Raw genomic sequence first — 14,408 nt, 5'->3', positions numbered from 1 at the left:
TCACGCCTTTGCGCTGAAGCCGTTCCAGCCGCGTGAAGACGACTTCCTCTTCGGGGGTTCACTGGCTGCACCCGGCTGTTGTCGGGCAAAGTCTTCGAGATTGAGCAGGGCATGGACCGTGGCGATGTAATCGGGCACCACATGAAAGGCATAGTCATTGCCCTGCTTGCCGGCCTTTTTGAGGCTGTCGATCCGCGCCGCGAAGTAATCCAGCGCGTTGATCTTCACATCCGGTGCGGTCTGGTTACCGTACGCGTCCAGACTGGTGCCTGCGGTCAGCATCAGGTTGGCAGTGACCTTGTCGATCAGGCCAAGAGCGTAGAGATTCTTGCTGACCAGCCCCAGTTCGACATGGGTGATCGACTTTACATCGAACATCGCAAAGCTCTTGCCCAGTTGCTTCTGTTGCAGGACCTGGGTATTGAGCACACCGTGCTTCTTGCCGATCTCGGTCAACACCTGTTGAGTCACGAAGTTCTGGTTGGTCCTTTTAAGGGTTTTCGGTCTGATATCGGCTGTGAGCTGGAACAGCTTGGCCATCCTGCATCTCCGCGGTCCGTTGGTAGAAGCGGGGCGCTGGACAGACTGTAGCCCCGAGTGGCAACGGTAAAGCGGTAGTGCCCGGTCGGGCTGACCCGCCCAGAAATGGTTGTGGCATGAGGGGCAGCCACTGTAGCTGCCTGAAGGAAAATGGCAGGTATGGCTGGTTCAGACTCGCCGGCAAAGCGACGCTGGCGTTCGCAGGGCTGTTGCTGGCAGCGGCGAGTCTGGCGGCGCTCAACGATCTGCGCCTGCACTTCGGTTGAAGGGGTCAGCGCCCCGGATACTCTGCCACCACCGGCCGCTCACCTGACGCCGTAACCCCGATCACCTGATAGGCGTCCTGGCGGTCGCCGTGTTCCATGCCCGGCGAACCGATGGGCATGCCCGGTACGGCGATGCCGAGCAGTTCCGGGCGTTTGTTCAGGTCGATGATCTGTGTGGCCGGTACATGGCCTTCGACGAATTTGCCGTCGATCACACCAGTATGGCACGAGCCCAGCCCGTGGGGGACCCCGAGGCGTTGTTTGACGGCCGCCATATCGGTTTCGACGTGATCATTGACGCTAAAACCGTTGTCTTGCAGGTGCTTGATCCATTGTTTGCAGCAGCCGCAGTTGGCGTCGCGATGCACGTCGATGGTCGGTGCAGCCTGAGCCAGGGCCGCGCTGGCGGCGAAGGTGGTCAGCAGCAGGGTGCGCAGCGGTTTAGTCAGGTTCGCCAATTGCATAAGTCTTGCCCGTGGTGGTCGTTGAATTCAGGCGCGCAGCGCCATGGGGGAAAATCAGGCTGAAGGTGGTCAGGCCGCCCGGTTCACTGGTCACCGTCACCTCACCTTCGTGGATCTGCATGATCGAGCGCACGATGGCCAGCCCCAGGCCGGTACCGCCCTGGTGGCGGGCGCGGCTGGCGTGAACCCGGTAGAAACGGTCGAACAAGCGTGGCAGGTGTTCGGCGGCAATCCCTTCACCGGCGTTACTGATGGCGAGGCTGGCCTGTTCGCTGTGCACCGACAACAGCAACGTTACCCGGGTTCCTGGCGGCGCATGGCGGATAGCGTTGGACAGCAGGTTGGAGATTGCCCGCTGGATCATCAGCCGGTCGCCCCGAGTACAGGCAGTGCCGTTGACCTGCAGCTTGATGTCGCGTTCTTCGGCGGTCAGCTCGAACAGCTCGACGACTTTGTCGGCTTCTTCGCGCAGGTTGACCGGGTCAGTTGCCAGCGCTGCAACGGGTTGGTTGATGCTGGCCAGAAACAGCATCTGGCTGACCATGCGCGACAGGCGTTCGAGTTCTTCGGTGCATGACTCCAGCGCCTGTTTGTAGTCTTCTGCAGGACGTTCGCGAGACAGCGTGACTTGCGCCTTGCCCATCAGATTATTGATCGGCGAGCGCAGTTCGTGAGCCAAGTCGTCGGAAAACTGCGCCAGCTGGCTGATGTCGTCATCCAGACGCTGGAGCATTACGTTGATCGCCCGGGCCAGCCCCTGAAGCTCATCAGGTAAGCCGCTGCTGGTCAGGCGCTGCGACAGGTCGCGTGCCGAGACCTGGGCAGCGACTTTGCCAAAGGCCTTGAGCGGGCGCAGCGAGCGGCGCACCACCCACCAGGCACCCCCGCCGACCAGCAAAAATATCACTGGCAAGGCGATCAGGGTCGATTGCACGTAGGCGCGCAGCAGTTCGTCGTCATCCTTACGGTCCAGTGTCAGCACGGCCAGCACCTGCTGGCCGCTGCGCAACTGCATCGGGCTGGCGGCGACCAGCAGCCCATGGCCGGTGTCGCTGCGCAACGCTTGAAAATCCTGCGCCTGGTCATTGAACAACGACTCCGGTAGCGGCGCACCTTCATCCTTGCCGATCACCAGCAGGCGCCGACGCGGTACGCTGGCGTCGAGCACGGTCAGGGTGAAATTGTCATGGCCGACAATCTGGTCGCGCAGGTTGTGCGAGTTCAGCGATCGGTCATTGCCCGACCAGGAACTCTCGGTCAGGCTGTGCCGGATCTGGCGCAGCTTGTCGGTCAGTTCGTTCTGCGCACGAATGTCCAGTTGCCGGGAAATGGTCAGGCAGGAAAACGTCGCCATGCCCAGCACCAGCAACGCACACAGGGCGCTGACGGTCAGACCCAGGCGCATGGAAAGCCGCATGGTGGGGCGTGCCAGGGTCATTGCCGGGCTTCCAGCACATAACCCACGCCGCGCAGGGTGTGGATCAGCTTGCAGTCAAAGGGGTCGTCGATCTTGGCCCGCAGGCGGCGGATCGAGACTTCCACGACGTTGGTGTCGCAGTCGAAATTCATGTCCCAGACCTGAGAGATGATCCGCGTGCGCGACAACACTTCGCCGCTGTGGCGCATCAGCAGGTGCAGCAGGGCGAATTCCTTGGTGGTCAGGTCAATGCGTCGGTTGCCGCGAAATGCCCGGTGCCGGCCATGGTCCAGTTCCAGATCGGCGATGCGCAATACACTGGGCAGGCCGGGTTGATCGCTGCGTCGCAGCAGGGTCCGCACCCGGGCGAGCAGCTCGGGAAACTCGAAGGGCTTGACCAGATAATCGTCGGCGCCCATGTCCAGGCCTTTGACCCGGTCTTCGAGGCGCCCGCGGGCGGTGACCATCATCACCCGGGTATGGCTGCTGGCACGAATCGCTGCCAGCACTTCCCAGCCTTCGAGCTGCGGCAGGTTGACGTCGAGGATGATCAGCTCGTAATCCTGGGTACGCGCCAGATGCAGGCCATCGATGCCGGTGCCGGCGACGTCCACCACGTAACCGCTTTCGGTCAGGCCCTGATGCATGTATTCAGCGGTTTTGGGTTCGTCGTCGACAACCAGGATACGCATCGAATAGGTTCCTCGTAGGACCGGCTTGAGCCGGGAAGCTCAGCGCAGGGTAAAAAGCTGCCGCACTGTAATACAGATCGCTGGCTATTTCGGCCGGATAACAGAATTGTAATTTTCCGGCAATCTTGTCGATAACGCCGCTTTTCTACAGTCCCCCGCATTCCTTTTTCGGCCCCTTTCGGGGCTGTTTTTGTGTTGCGTCGGGGGTGTCAAGTGTCTGGGGATCGTAAACCATATCGACTGATGATTCGCGCCGGGGTGCTGTGTGCCCTGCTGTTGCCGGCCAGTCATCTGCATGCGGCGCCGTTGACCCTGGCGGCCGCAATCGATGCCGCCTTTGCGCGCAATCCGGAGCTTGCCGCAGTCCGCCAGGACATCGGTATCGCCGAAGGCGAGCGGCGTCAGGCTGGCCTGTTGCCCAATCCCGAGCTGTCCTGGGAGGCAGAAGACACCCGCCGCGACACCCGCACCACCACGGTGATGCTCAGCCAGGCGCTGGAGCTGGGGGGCAAGCGTGGTGCGCGCATCGATGTAGCCGAACGCGGCCAGGACGCGGCGCGCCTGGAACTGGAGCGGCGCAGCCTGGAGCTGCGCGCCGATGTGCTGCTGGCTTTCCATGCCGCGGCGCGGGCGCACACCGCCGTCGAACTGGCCGGCCAGTCGCTGCAACTGGCCGAGCGTGGTTTGCGGGTGGCTGACGGCCGGGTACGGGCCGGCCAAGTGTCGCCTGTCGAGGCAACCCGCGCCCAGGTGCAACTGGCCGAAACCGAACTGCAACTGCGCAAGGCCCGCACCGCCCAGGCCGACAGCCTGCGCCAGCTGGCCAGGGTTATCGGGACGCAGGAGGGTGAGTTCGACAGCCTGCACAGCGCCGATCTGGCACCCGGCCAGGCGCCGACAGCGGCAGCATTGTTCGACCGGCTTGAGCAGGCCCCCGCCTTGCGCCTGGCCGAGGCGCAGATCCAGCAGCGTGAAGCCATGCTCGGTTCGGCGCGTGCCCAGCGGGTTCCCAACCTGACCGTCAGTGTCGGCAGCCAGTACAGCCGTGAAGACCGCGAGCGGGTCAATGTGGTTGGCATGTCGATGCCGTTGCCGCTGTTCGATCGCAACCAGGGCAACGTACTGGCCGCATCCCGGCGCGCCGATCAGGCCCGCGATCTGCGCAACGCCGTCGAGCTGGACCTGCGCACCCGCACCCGTTCGGCCCTGGAGCAGTGGAGCACCGCCAGCAGTGAAGTGGAGTCGTTCAGCCGCATCATCCTGCCTGCCGCGCAGCAAGCCGTGGACACGGCCACCCGCGGTTTTGAAATGGGCAAGTTCGGCTTCATCGACGTGCTCGATGCCCAACGCACCCTGATCGACGCCCGTGGCCGTTACCTCCAAGCCCTGGCCGCCGGCAGTGAGGCCCGCGCCGCCATCGAGCGCATCTACGGCGCCAACCCCCTCTGATCCGATTCCGGCTTGCGCCGCGCGCGCAGTGCAGGCCATGACCTTGCAGGAGCTTTCATGAACAACAAACGCAGCCTGGCCATTGCGGTGGCGCTGGTCGCCCTGGGCGGCATCGGCAGTCTGACCCTGAACGACGAACGCGGTGCAGTGCTGGCCAGTGCTCAGGCGGCGCCAGCGGGCCACGAAGCGCACGACCATGACCATCCCGAGCCGGCCAACGCCGACGCCCCCAAACCTGACGGGCAGGCTCATGCCCGGCAAGAGGAACACAAGGACGATGACGGGCACAAGGATGAACAGGCGCATGGGGCCGATGAACATGGCAATGCAGAGCAAGGCGCTGATGAGCACGGCCACGAAGAAGAGCAAGGGCAGGTCGAGTTATCCGCCGAGCAGATTCGCGCCGCCGGCATCGAGCTGGCGGTCGCCACAACCCGGCCGCTGAACCTGTCGGCCAGCTTTCCCGGCGAGATCCGGTTTGATGAGGACCGCACCGCGCACATCGTGCCGCGGGTCAGCGGGGTGGTAGAGCGAGTGATGGTCGAATTGGGCCAGCAAGTCAAAAAAGGCCAGGTGCTGGCAGTGATCTCCAGCCCGCAGATCGCAGACCAACGCAGTGAGCTGAGCGCTGCCCAGCGCCGCCTGGAAACCGCCGGCAGCACATTACAGCGGGAAAAGACCCTCTGGCAGGACAAGATCTCTGCCGAACAGGACTACCAACTGGCCCGTCAGGCCTATCAGGAGGCGCAGATCAATGTCGCCAATGCCCGTCAGAAACTCTCGGTCATCGGTGCCGGGCTGAGCCCTGATGGCGGCAACCGCTATGAACTGGTTGCCCCGTTCGACGCGATGATCGTCGAGAAGCACCTGAGCATCGGTGAGGTGGTCAACGAGGCCAGCAATGCCTTCACGTTGTCGGACCTGTCGCGGGTCTGGGCCACGTTTGGTGTCACGGCCAAGGACCTGGACAAGGTCATGATCGGTCGTGAGGTGGTGGTCACCGCGCCAGACCTCAATGCCCAGGTGCAGGGCAAGGTCGGTTATGTCGGCAACCTGCTCGGTGAACTGAGCCGCACCGCCCAGGTGCGGGTGACCCTGGCCAACCCGCAAGGCGCCTGGCGCCCCGGACTGCTGGTCAACATCGAGGTGGCGACGGCTGACGGTCAGGCGGCGTTGAGCGTGCCGGAGGCCGCCTTGCAGACCGTTGAAAACAATACCGTGGTGTTCCTGCGCAATGCCGAGGGCTTCAAGGCCCAGCCGGTAATGACCGGGCGCCGTGCCAACGGCCATGTGGAGGTCCTCGGTGGCTTGCAGGCCGGTGCGCAGATCGCCGCTGCCGGCAGTTTCGTCTTGAAGTCGGAGCTGGGCAAAGGCTCGGCCGAGCACTCTCACTAACAGGCCATGAGTAAATCCGCATGTTTGAACGCCTGATTCAATTCGCTATCGAGCAGCGCATCGTGGTGATGCTCGCTGTCTTGCTCATGACCGGTCTGGGGATCGTCAGCTATCAGAAGCTGCCCATCGACGCGGTCCCGGACATTACCAACGTCCAGGTGCAGATCAACACTGCTGCACCGGGCTTTTCGCCACTGGAAACCGAGCAGCGCATCACCTTTGCCATCGAAACCGCAATGGCCGGTCTGCCCGGCCTGCAGCAGACCCGTTCGCTGTCGCGCTCGGGGCTGTCGCAAGTCACGGTGATTTTCAAAGAGGGCACTGACCTGTTCGCCGCCCGCCAGTGGGTCAGCGAGCGCTTGCAGAATGCCCGTCAGCAATTGCCGGCCGGGACCGATGCGATCATGGGCCCGGTGTCCACCGGACTTGGGGAGATCTTCCTGTGGACGGTGGAAAGCAAACCCGGTGCGCTCAAGGAAGACGGCACCGCCTATACCCCCACCGACCTGCGGGTGATCCAGGACTGGATCATCAAGCCGCAACTGCGCAATGTGCCAGGGGTGGCAGAGATCAATACCATTGGCGGCTTCGCCCGGCAGTTCCAGATCGCTCCGGACCCGCGCAAGCTGGCGGCCTACAAATTGACCCTGGCTGACCTGCTGACTGCGCTTGAGCGCAACAATGCTAACGTTGGCGCCGGTTATGTGGAGCGTGGCGGCGAGCAATTGCTGATTCGTGCGCCCGGCCAGTTGGGCAGCCTGCAAGACATCGCCAACGTCGTGGTGACCAGCGCCCAGGGCACGCCGGTGCGGGTCAGTGATGTGGCTGAGGTAATGATCGGCAAAGAGCTGCGCTCTGGTGCCGCCACCGAGAATGGCCGCGAAGTGGTGCTGGGCACCGTGTTCATGCTGATCGGCGAGAATAGCCGCACGGTCTCGCAGGCCGTGGCGGCAAAGCTGGCAGAGATCAACCGTAACCTGCCTGAGGGCGTGGTGGCGGTGACTGTCTACGACCGCACCAACCTGGTCGAAAAGGCCATTGCCACGGTGAAGAAGAACCTGATCGAAGGGGCGATCCTGGTCATCGTCATTCTGTTTCTGTTTCTCGGTAATATCCGCGCCGCGTTGATCACCGCCATGGTGATTCCGTTGTCGATGCTGTTCACTTTCACCGGGATGTTCAGCAACCGGGTCAGCGCCAACCTGATGAGCCTGGGCGCGCTGGACTTCGGCATCATCGTCGACGGCGCCGTAGTGATCGTCGAGAACTCGATCCGCCGTCTGGCCCATGCGCAACACAAACATGGTCGCCTGCTGACCCGCAGCGAGCGCTTCCATGAAGTGTTTGCCGCCGCGAAAGAGGCGCGCCGCCCGCTGATTTTTGGTCAGTTGATCATCATGGTGGTGTACCTGCCGATCTTTGCCCTCACCGGGGTCGAGGGCAAGATGTTCCACCCGATGGCCTTTACCGTGGTGATCGCCCTGCTTGGCGCGATGATCCTGTCGGTGACCTTCGTGCCAGCGGCCATTGCCATGTTCGTCACCGGCAAGGTCAAGGAAGAAGAGGGGTTGGTGATGCGCAAGGCGCGTCAGGGCTATGCCCCGGTATTGCGCTGGGTGCTTGGTCATCGCGCGGCTGCCTTTGCCGTGGCGGTGCTGTTGGTGGTGTTGTCCGGCTTTACCGCCAGCCGCATGGGCAGCGAGTTCATTCCCAGCCTGAGTGAAGGCGACTTTGCCTTGCAGGCGTTGCGGGTGCCGGGCACCAGCCTCAGCCAGTCGGTCGACATGCAGCAGCGTCTGGAAAAGGCCGTGATGGAAAAAATGCCGGAAGTCGAGCGGGTCTTCGCCCGGACCGGCACCGCCGAAATCGCCGCCGACCCGATGCCGCCGAACATTTCTGACAGCTACGTGATGCTCAAAGACCGCAGTGAATGGCCGGACCCGGACAAGCCCCGTGAAACCCTGATTGCCGAACTGCAAGCGGCAGCGGCCGGCGTGCCGGGCAGCAACTATGAACTGTCGCAGCCGATCCAGTTGCGCTTCAACGAGCTGATTTCCGGGGTACGCAGCGATGTGGCGGTCAAGGTGTTTGGCGACGACATGCAGGTGCTGAACCAGACCGCTGCACAAATCGCCGCCAGCCTGCAGAACGTGCCAGGCGCCTCCGAGGTGAAAGTCGAACAGACCACCGGCCTGCCGATCCTGACCATTAACATCGACCGCAACAAGACCGCGCGCTACGGCCTCAATATCGGTGATGTGCAGGACGCGATCGCGATTGCCGTCGGTGGTCGTGAGGCCGGCACCTTGTACGAAGGCGACCGCCGCTTCGACATGGTGGTGCGTCTGCCGGAAAACCTGCGCACAGACCTCGACGCCTTGGCCAGTCTGCTGATACCGGTGCCAGGCATCGCTGGAGCGGGTGCTGCCGGGCAGCAGATCGGCTTCATCACCCTGGCCCAGGTCGCCAGCCTGGATCTGGAACTGGGGCCGAACCAGATCAGCCGGGAAAACGGCAAGCGGGTGGTGGTGGTCAGCGCCAACGTGCGTGGGCGTGACCTGGGCTCATTTGTTGCTGAGGCGGGGCAGACCTTGCAAGAGCAGGTACGGATTCCGGCCGGTTACTGGACCACCTGGGGTGGGCAATTCGAGCAACTGCAATCGGCGGCGCAGCGTTTGCAGATCGTGGTGCCGATCGCCTTGCTGCTGGTGCTGACCCTGTTGTTCATGATGTTCAACAACCTCAAGGACGGCCTGCTGGTGTTCACCGGCATTCCCTTCGCGTTGACCGGCGGCGTGCTGGCGCTGTGGCTGCGCGACATCCCGCTGTCGATCTCGGCCGGGGTGGGCTTTATCGCCTTGTCGGGCGTGGCGGTACTCAACGGTCTGGTGATGATCTCGTTCATCCGCAACCTGCGCGAAGAAGGCCGTTCACTGGCCGATGCGATCAACGAAGGCGCCTTGACCCGCTTGCGTCCGGTATTGATGACCGCCCTGGTAGCGTCGTTGGGCTTCATCCCCATGGCACTTGCCACCGGCACTGGCGCGGAAGTGCAACGGCCGCTGGCGACTGTGGTGATCGGCGGCATCCTGTCATCCACCGCACTGACCCTGCTGGTGCTGCCAGCGCTGTACCAGTGGGCGCACCGGCGCGAGCAGGACTGATCCGGCAACCCTGAATCACACAACCCGCCCTAGGGGCTGTTGACGTTTCATCGCAGGCCGCGTTGCAGCGCCAAATCGTGTCAGGCGAGGCGAAGGACGCAGGAAATGGTCGCTCCCTTTTCAAGTTCTTCAACGAAGCATGGCGCGATTTGGGGCGCAACCCGCAGGGCCGTGGCTGTTTTGTCACACACACTTCAACAGAGTGAAGCCTATGCAGGCCGACAAAACAGACCTCGGCGCGGTTGTGATGAAACGTCAACAGCCCCTAGTGAGATGGCGGGTTTTTTGTTTATCTGTCAGGCAGTTGCAGATGACGAAATGGTAATGCGCAGGTAATGCCCGGTTAATCCGCGCCTCGTTAACCTGAGGCCATCTTTTGACGGAGAACCACCATGCGTATGTTCAAGATGCTTTTCGCCGGCCTCGTTCTGACCCTGCCACTGGCCGCCCAGGCCTACAGCCCCAACCACAACTTTTCGGAAAAAACCGCCCAGGCCTGGCGCGAGACCGTACAGCAATACGCCGACAAAGCCGGCCAGCCTGCACCGCAGATCGAAGAGTATCGCTACGGCATGCCACTGGATGTTGCCCAGGTCAAATTCCAGAGCCCGCTGGGCAAAACCTGCGATGTCGTCTCGCGCCTGATGGTCTACGAAGACACCCAAGGCACACTCAAAGCCGTGCGCTACCAGGCGATGAGTGATTGCCGGTCTAATCAGTAAGGCGTCAGCCTGACCCACACTGTTGGCTGGTTGGCTGGTTGGCTGGTTGGCTGGTTGGCTGGTTGGCTGGTTGGCTGGCTGGTTGCTGTTGCTGTTGCTGTTGCTGTTGCTGTTGCTGTTGCTGTTGCTCTGTTCTTGCTCTTCGTACCGAGATGGCACAGACGACGCAAATCGCGACTTGGGCGCTGGCCGAAGGTAGGCGGCGATTCGGGGGAGAAACTGGCAGGGAGGCCAGTTTCAGGTGCGCTGGGCAGGGATGCCCATCGCGCCGGCCCCCGAATCGATGCCGGACGGAGGGAAGTTCGCCCGCAGGGCGGACCCAAGCCAGGAGCAATGCCTTTGGTTACTTTGGGCGAAACCAAAGTAACTCGCCCGTCGGGGCGAAACCCGCAGCCCAGACAACCGCGGCAAAGACCCTTGCATAAAGCGAAAGGCCTTCGCGGTTAAAACCGCTCCTACGGCTTCACAAACTTCAAAGTGAACCGATCCGACTCCCCAATCGCCGCATATTTCGCCTTGTCCTGCTCGCCGAGCTTATAGGTCGGCGGCAGGCTCCAGACCCCGGCCGGGTAGTCCTTGGTGTCCTTGGGATTGGCATTGACCTCACTCTTGTCAGCCAGCTTGAACCCCGCATCCAGCGCCAGCTTCACCACGTAATCCGTCGGCAGATAACCGGTCTGCTTATTGCTCGCCAGATCCGTCCCATCCTTGGCTCGATGATCCTCCACACCCAAAACACCACCGGGCTTGAGCACCTTGAAAAACGCCGCAAACGTCGCCTCGGCGGTGTTCGCGTCGGTCCAGTTATGCACATTGCGGAACGTCAGCACCCGGTCTGCCGAAGCCGCCGGGCCGAATACCGGCGCCTTGGGATCGAACGCCACCACCTGGGCATTGGCAAATCGCTTTGGGTCATCCTTGAACCGGGCTTTGATCCGCTCTGCCGCCTTCTGGTAATACTCGCCGGAGGCCGGATCCTGCACCGCAGCGATGTAATGCCCGTGATCCTTGACCAGCGGCGAGATGATCTCGCTGTACCAGCCGCCACCTGGGCTGATCTCGATCACCGTCTGGTTGGCCTGCAAGCCGAAGAATTGCAGAGTCTCCTTGGGGTGACGATAGACATCCCTGGCACTGTTGTCTTTCGAGCGCCAGTCGCCCGCCAGCACCTCGGTGTATTGCTGGTCGCTGATCGTGACGGGATGGTTGGCCGCGTGGGTAACAGACGGTGCGAGCAGGGTCGTGAGGGTCAGAGCCAGGAGCGTCGGTTTCATATTCATCCTGAAAAAAGTGACTGTGAAGGAAACCTAACACGCGACTGTGTAACATCCTTGCAACATTTTCTGCTCTGCACCTAACCGACAGTTCTAATGCGCTGCACGCCAGCAATGATCGGCGTACCGCTATGCGGATCGCGCAGCAACTCGCATTTGACCCCGTACAATTGCTCGACCAGATCGCCGGTGACCACCTCGGCCGGCGCCCCTTCGGCCACGATGCGGCCGTCCTGCATCGCCACCAGATAATCGGCATAACGACAGGCGCTGGACAGGTCGTGAACCACCATGACGATGGTCTTGCCTGCTTTGGCCAGAGCGCCAATCAGCTCGAACACCTCGATCTGATGGCCGAGGTCCAGGGCCGAGGTGGGTTCGTCGAGCAGCAACAGCGGCGTGGCCTGGGCGATAGCCATGGCGATCCAGGCGCGCTGGCGCTGGCCGCCGGACATCGACTCCAGTGGTCGGTGCTCCAGCGCGCTCAGGTCGGCGGCGGCAATCGCCGCATCGACGATCAGCCGGTCCTGCTCCGACCACTGACTGAGCATACCTTGATGCGGCTGACGGCCGAAGCGCACCAGTTCATGGACGGTCAGGCCATCCGGGGCGCTGGCGTCCTGGGGCAACAGTGCCAGACGCCGGGCCACAGTGCGGGTCGGCAGCTCGCTGATGGCTTTGCCATCGAGCAGCACCGCACCGGCACTGGGCTTGTGCAGACGGCTGAGCCCGGCCAGCAAGGTCGACTTGCCGCAACCGTTGGGGCCGACAATCGCGGTGACCTGCTGCTGCGGCACGCGCAACGACAGCCCTTCAATGATCCGCGTGCGGGCGTAGTCCAGGCTCAGCTCCCGGGCTTGCAGGTCGGCAACCGGGGCATCGCTGTGCAGTAGCGCAGGGTTGAGGCTCATGGGGTACTCCGTGCGGGTTGGCGGGTCAGGATCCACAGCAGATAAGGGCCGCCAACGATGGCGGTGACGATGCCCACGGGAATTTCCAGCGGTGCCAGCAGGGTGCGTCCGCTCCAGTCGGCACAGACCATCAACAGCGCGCCGGCCAGTGCGGCATTGACTAGCGGCACGCCGCGATGGCCCGACAGGTAACGGGCCAGTTCCGGTGCGGCCAGGGCTATCAGGCCAACCGGGCCGACCACCGCGACTGCCAGCCCGGTGAGCAACACGGTCAGGGCGAGGATCATGATCCGCACCCGGCGCAGCGCGATGCCGAGCCCTTGTGCCACCTGGTCGTTGAAACGCAGGGTCGCCAGCGCACGGGTCAGGGCCAGGCAGCAGGGCAGCGCCAGCAACAGGCCGATGCCCAGGCTCTGGACCGCCAGCCAAGGCCGGGCGCTGAGGGTGCCGACGGTCCAGGGGTAGGCGAGGTTGGCGCTGTCGATGTCGGTGCGCGCCAGCATCAGGTTGGTCAGCGCGCCGAACACCGCGCCAACGCCAATGCCGACCACGATAAAGCGATAGCCACGCGAGCCGCTGCCGCCTAGCCCGAATGCCAGGGCGGCGGCGGTCAGTGCACCGATCAGCGCCAACCCCGAAGGGGCCAGGCTGGTAGGGATAGCGACAATCGATGCCACGGCGAAGGCGGTTGCGCCGTCGTCGATGCCGATCACGCCGGGGGTGGCCAAGCGGTTACTCGCCAGGGTTTGCAGCAGGCAGCCGGCCGCGCCCAGTGCTGCGCCACTCAGCAACCCGGCGAGCAGGCGCTCCAGGCGCAGCTCGCGGATCAGGAACACATTCAGGGCGTCGCCCTGGCCGAACAGTGCCAACCCGGCGCCCCACGGGCTGAGCCCGGCAGCGCCGCTGGCCAGGCTGACCGCGCAAAGCACCAGCAACGCCAGCGTCAGGCCGCAGGTGGCGGCGGTGGCGCGCTTGGGCAACAGCAGCGAGTAACGACCCGTGCGGATCAGCCAGTAGCCGGCAAGCGGTGGCAGGTTCATAGGCGGGGAATCCTCTGACCACGCACCACGGCAATCAGGATCGGTGCGCCGATAAAGGCGGTAATGACCCCGATCGGCAGTTCGTAAGGGCGTACGCTCAGGCGCGACAGGATGTCGGCCAGAATCAGCACACAAGGGCCGAGCAATAGCGAAGGCAACAGGCTGCGACGGATGTCCGGGCCGACCAGACGCCGCGCCACGAAGGGTACAATCAGGCCAATGAAGCCGATCGGCCCGGCCGCCGAGGTGGCAGTGCCGACCAACAGCGCCACGGCGATCAACGCCCAGAAGCGTACCCGCTGCGGATGATGGCCGAGCCCGCTGGCCATGCGTTCCCCCAGTGCCAGGCTGGCCAGCGGGCGGATCAGCGGCAGCAGCAACAACAGCCCGGCGATCACCCCCGGCACGCTCCACAGCAGCGTATCGGCCGAGCGACCGGCCAGGGCGCCGATGATCCAGAAACGGATTTCATCGGCGCTGCGTTGGTCGTGCAGCAGAATCAACGCGGTCAAGGCACTCAGCAGGCTGCTGAACGCCGCCCCGGCCAGCACCAGCCGCACCGGGTCATTGCCCAGCGTGGCGACCCGGCTGACCAGCAGCACCAGCAGGCAGCCGACCAGTGCACCTGTGACCGCCACGCCCAGATTGACCGTCGCCGAGCTGGCGCCCCAGGCCACCGCCAGCACCACCGCCAGCGACGCCCCGGCACTGACGCCGAGCAGACCCGGCTCGGCCAGCGGGTTGCGGGTGGTGGCTTGCAAGACGATCCCGGCCGCGCCCAGCGCTGCGCCGACCAACAGGCCGAGCAGGGTGCGTGGCCAGCGCAGTTCGAAGACCACGAAACGGTCCTCTGCGCTGCCTTGGCCAAGCAAGGTTCGCAAGGCCGATGCCGGGTTGGTGTCGCCCGCGCCGAACAACAGGCTGGCGAGGGTGACCAGCGCCAGCAAGCTGGCGCAGGCCAGGAGGGTGGTGCGGTAGGGCGGGTTGATTGCAGTCATCGTTACGTCTGAAGAGGGAGTCTTTATCCCGTAGGCGCGGTCGGGCGGCGATCCGCTTTAGCCGCGAAAGGCTTCG

The 14,408-nt window shown here is 63.5% G+C and carries 13 protein-coding genes; 5 read left to right on the top strand and 8 right to left on the bottom strand.

Annotated features, from left to right (window positions below):
• Positions 1-540, bottom strand: coding sequence for a hypothetical protein (locus PSCI_RS25650; RefSeq protein WP_052483533.1), 540 nt, complete (start codon positions 538-540; stop codon positions 1-3).
• A gap of 116 nt (positions 541-656) precedes the next feature.
• Between PSCI_RS25650 and PSCI_RS29475 the strand changes: the two genes are divergently transcribed.
• The gene (locus PSCI_RS29475) at positions 657-806 is read left to right on the top strand and encodes a hypothetical protein (protein WP_158497599.1); all 150 of its coding nucleotides are present in this window, start codon (positions 657-659) and stop codon (positions 804-806) included.
• Between the two features lie 5 nt (positions 807-811).
• On the opposite strand, the gene PSCI_RS25645 is transcribed toward PSCI_RS29475, so the two are convergent.
• The 3 genes from PSCI_RS25645 to PSCI_RS25635 are packed head-to-tail and all read right to left on the bottom strand — an operon-like array spanning position 812 to position 3,379.
• Complete coding sequence (locus tag PSCI_RS25645; RefSeq protein WP_257105403.1) at positions 812-1,243, bottom strand: DUF411 domain-containing protein; 432 nt, start codon at positions 1,241-1,243, stop codon at positions 812-814.
• A gap of 4 nt (positions 1,244-1,247) precedes the next feature.
• Positions 1,248-2,708, bottom strand: a complete 1,461-nt coding sequence (locus tag PSCI_RS25640) for a heavy metal sensor histidine kinase (RefSeq protein ID WP_045492404.1) — start codon at positions 2,706-2,708, stop codon at positions 1,248-1,250.
• Positions 2,705-3,379 (bottom strand): heavy metal response regulator transcription factor, encoded by a 675-nt coding sequence (locus tag PSCI_RS25635; protein ID WP_045492402.1) that lies wholly within the window; start codon positions 3,377-3,379, stop codon positions 2,705-2,707. The genes PSCI_RS25640 and PSCI_RS25635 overlap by 4 nt, the downstream gene beginning before the upstream one ends.
• 246 nt (positions 3,380-3,625) lie before the next feature.
• Between PSCI_RS25635 and PSCI_RS25630 the strand changes: the two genes are divergently transcribed.
• The 4 genes from PSCI_RS25630 to PSCI_RS25615 all read left to right on the top strand — a co-directional run bounded on the left by PSCI_RS25630 (position 3,626) and on the right by PSCI_RS25615 (position 10,109).
• Positions 3,626-4,828, top strand: a complete 1,203-nt coding sequence (locus PSCI_RS25630; protein WP_045494966.1) for a TolC family protein — start codon at positions 3,626-3,628, stop codon at positions 4,826-4,828.
• Positions 4,829-4,885: 57 nt separating this feature from the next.
• Complete coding sequence (locus tag PSCI_RS25625) at positions 4,886-6,223, top strand: efflux RND transporter periplasmic adaptor subunit (protein ID WP_045492400.1); 1,338 nt, start codon at positions 4,886-4,888, stop codon at positions 6,221-6,223.
• Between the two features lie 20 nt (positions 6,224-6,243).
• Positions 6,244-9,387 carry a CusA/CzcA family heavy metal efflux RND transporter gene (locus PSCI_RS25620; protein ID WP_045492398.1) on the top strand — a complete coding sequence of 1,048 codons (3,144 nt, stop codon included), beginning with the start codon at positions 6,244-6,246 and terminating at the stop codon, positions 9,385-9,387.
• A gap of 392 nt (positions 9,388-9,779) precedes the next feature.
• Complete coding sequence (locus PSCI_RS25615) at positions 9,780-10,109, top strand: DUF2790 domain-containing protein (protein WP_045492395.1); 330 nt, start codon at positions 9,780-9,782, stop codon at positions 10,107-10,109.
• A 455-nt stretch (positions 10,110-10,564) separates the two neighbouring features.
• Here the strand turns inward: PSCI_RS25615 and PSCI_RS25605 are convergent, their stop codons facing one another.
• From PSCI_RS25605 to PSCI_RS25590, 4 genes are all read right to left on the bottom strand, one after another.
• Positions 10,565-11,383, bottom strand: coding sequence for a class I SAM-dependent methyltransferase (locus PSCI_RS25605; protein WP_045492391.1), 819 nt, complete (start codon positions 11,381-11,383; stop codon positions 10,565-10,567).
• Positions 11,384-11,463: 80 nt separating this feature from the next.
• Positions 11,464-12,294 carry an ABC transporter ATP-binding protein gene (locus PSCI_RS25600; RefSeq protein WP_045492389.1) on the bottom strand — a complete coding sequence of 277 codons (831 nt, stop codon included), beginning with the start codon at positions 12,292-12,294 and terminating at the stop codon, positions 11,464-11,466.
• Positions 12,291-13,334 (bottom strand): FecCD family ABC transporter permease, encoded by a 1,044-nt coding sequence (locus PSCI_RS25595; RefSeq protein ID WP_045492387.1) that lies wholly within the window; start codon positions 13,332-13,334, stop codon positions 12,291-12,293. Before PSCI_RS25595 ends, PSCI_RS25600 begins: the two co-directional genes overlap by 4 nt.
• The gene (locus PSCI_RS25590) at positions 13,331-14,332 is read right to left on the bottom strand and encodes a FecCD family ABC transporter permease (RefSeq protein ID WP_045492385.1); all 1,002 of its coding nucleotides are present in this window, start codon (positions 14,330-14,332) and stop codon (positions 13,331-13,333) included. Before PSCI_RS25590 ends, PSCI_RS25595 begins: the two co-directional genes overlap by 4 nt.
• Positions 14,333-14,408: the final 76 nt, after the last annotated feature.

Source organism: Pseudomonas sp. StFLB209, assembly GCF_000829415.1.
Taxonomy (GTDB): domain Bacteria; phylum Pseudomonadota; class Gammaproteobacteria; order Pseudomonadales; family Pseudomonadaceae; genus Aquipseudomonas.
Note: the sequence above shows the minus strand (reverse complement) of the source record. Positions and strands in the feature narration are given on the sequence as shown.

What these genes read in the sequence shown, in the direction of transcription:
- PSCI_RS25650 (WP_052483533.1), bottom strand. Translation starts at nt 540, where the DNA reads ATGGCCAAGCTGTTCCAGCTCACAGCCGATATCAGACCGAAAACCCTT.
- PSCI_RS29475 (WP_158497599.1), top strand. Translation starts at nt 657, where the DNA reads ATGAGGGGCAGCCACTGTAGCTGCCTGAAGGAAAATGGCAGGTATGGC.
- PSCI_RS25640 (WP_045492404.1), bottom strand. Translation starts at nt 2,708, where the DNA reads ATGACCCTGGCACGCCCCACCATGCGGCTTTCCATGCGCCTGGGTCTG.
- PSCI_RS25635 (WP_045492402.1), bottom strand. Translation starts at nt 3,379, where the DNA reads ATGCGTATCCTGGTTGTCGACGACGAACCCAAAACCGCTGAATACATG.
- PSCI_RS25625 (WP_045492400.1), top strand. Translation starts at nt 4,886, where the DNA reads ATGAACAACAAACGCAGCCTGGCCATTGCGGTGGCGCTGGTCGCCCTG.
- PSCI_RS25620 (WP_045492398.1), top strand. Translation starts at nt 6,244, where the DNA reads ATGTTTGAACGCCTGATTCAATTCGCTATCGAGCAGCGCATCGTGGTG.
- PSCI_RS25615 (WP_045492395.1), top strand. Translation starts at nt 9,780, where the DNA reads ATGCGTATGTTCAAGATGCTTTTCGCCGGCCTCGTTCTGACCCTGCCA.
- PSCI_RS25605 (WP_045492391.1), bottom strand. Translation starts at nt 11,383, where the DNA reads ATGAAACCGACGCTCCTGGCTCTGACCCTCACGACCCTGCTCGCACCG.
- PSCI_RS25600 (WP_045492389.1), bottom strand. Translation starts at nt 12,294, where the DNA reads ATGAGCCTCAACCCTGCGCTACTGCACAGCGATGCCCCGGTTGCCGAC.
- PSCI_RS25595 (WP_045492387.1), bottom strand. Translation starts at nt 13,334, where the DNA reads ATGAACCTGCCACCGCTTGCCGGCTACTGGCTGATCCGCACGGGTCGT.
- PSCI_RS25590 (WP_045492385.1), bottom strand. Translation starts at nt 14,332, where the DNA reads ATGACTGCAATCAACCCGCCCTACCGCACCACCCTCCTGGCCTGCGCC.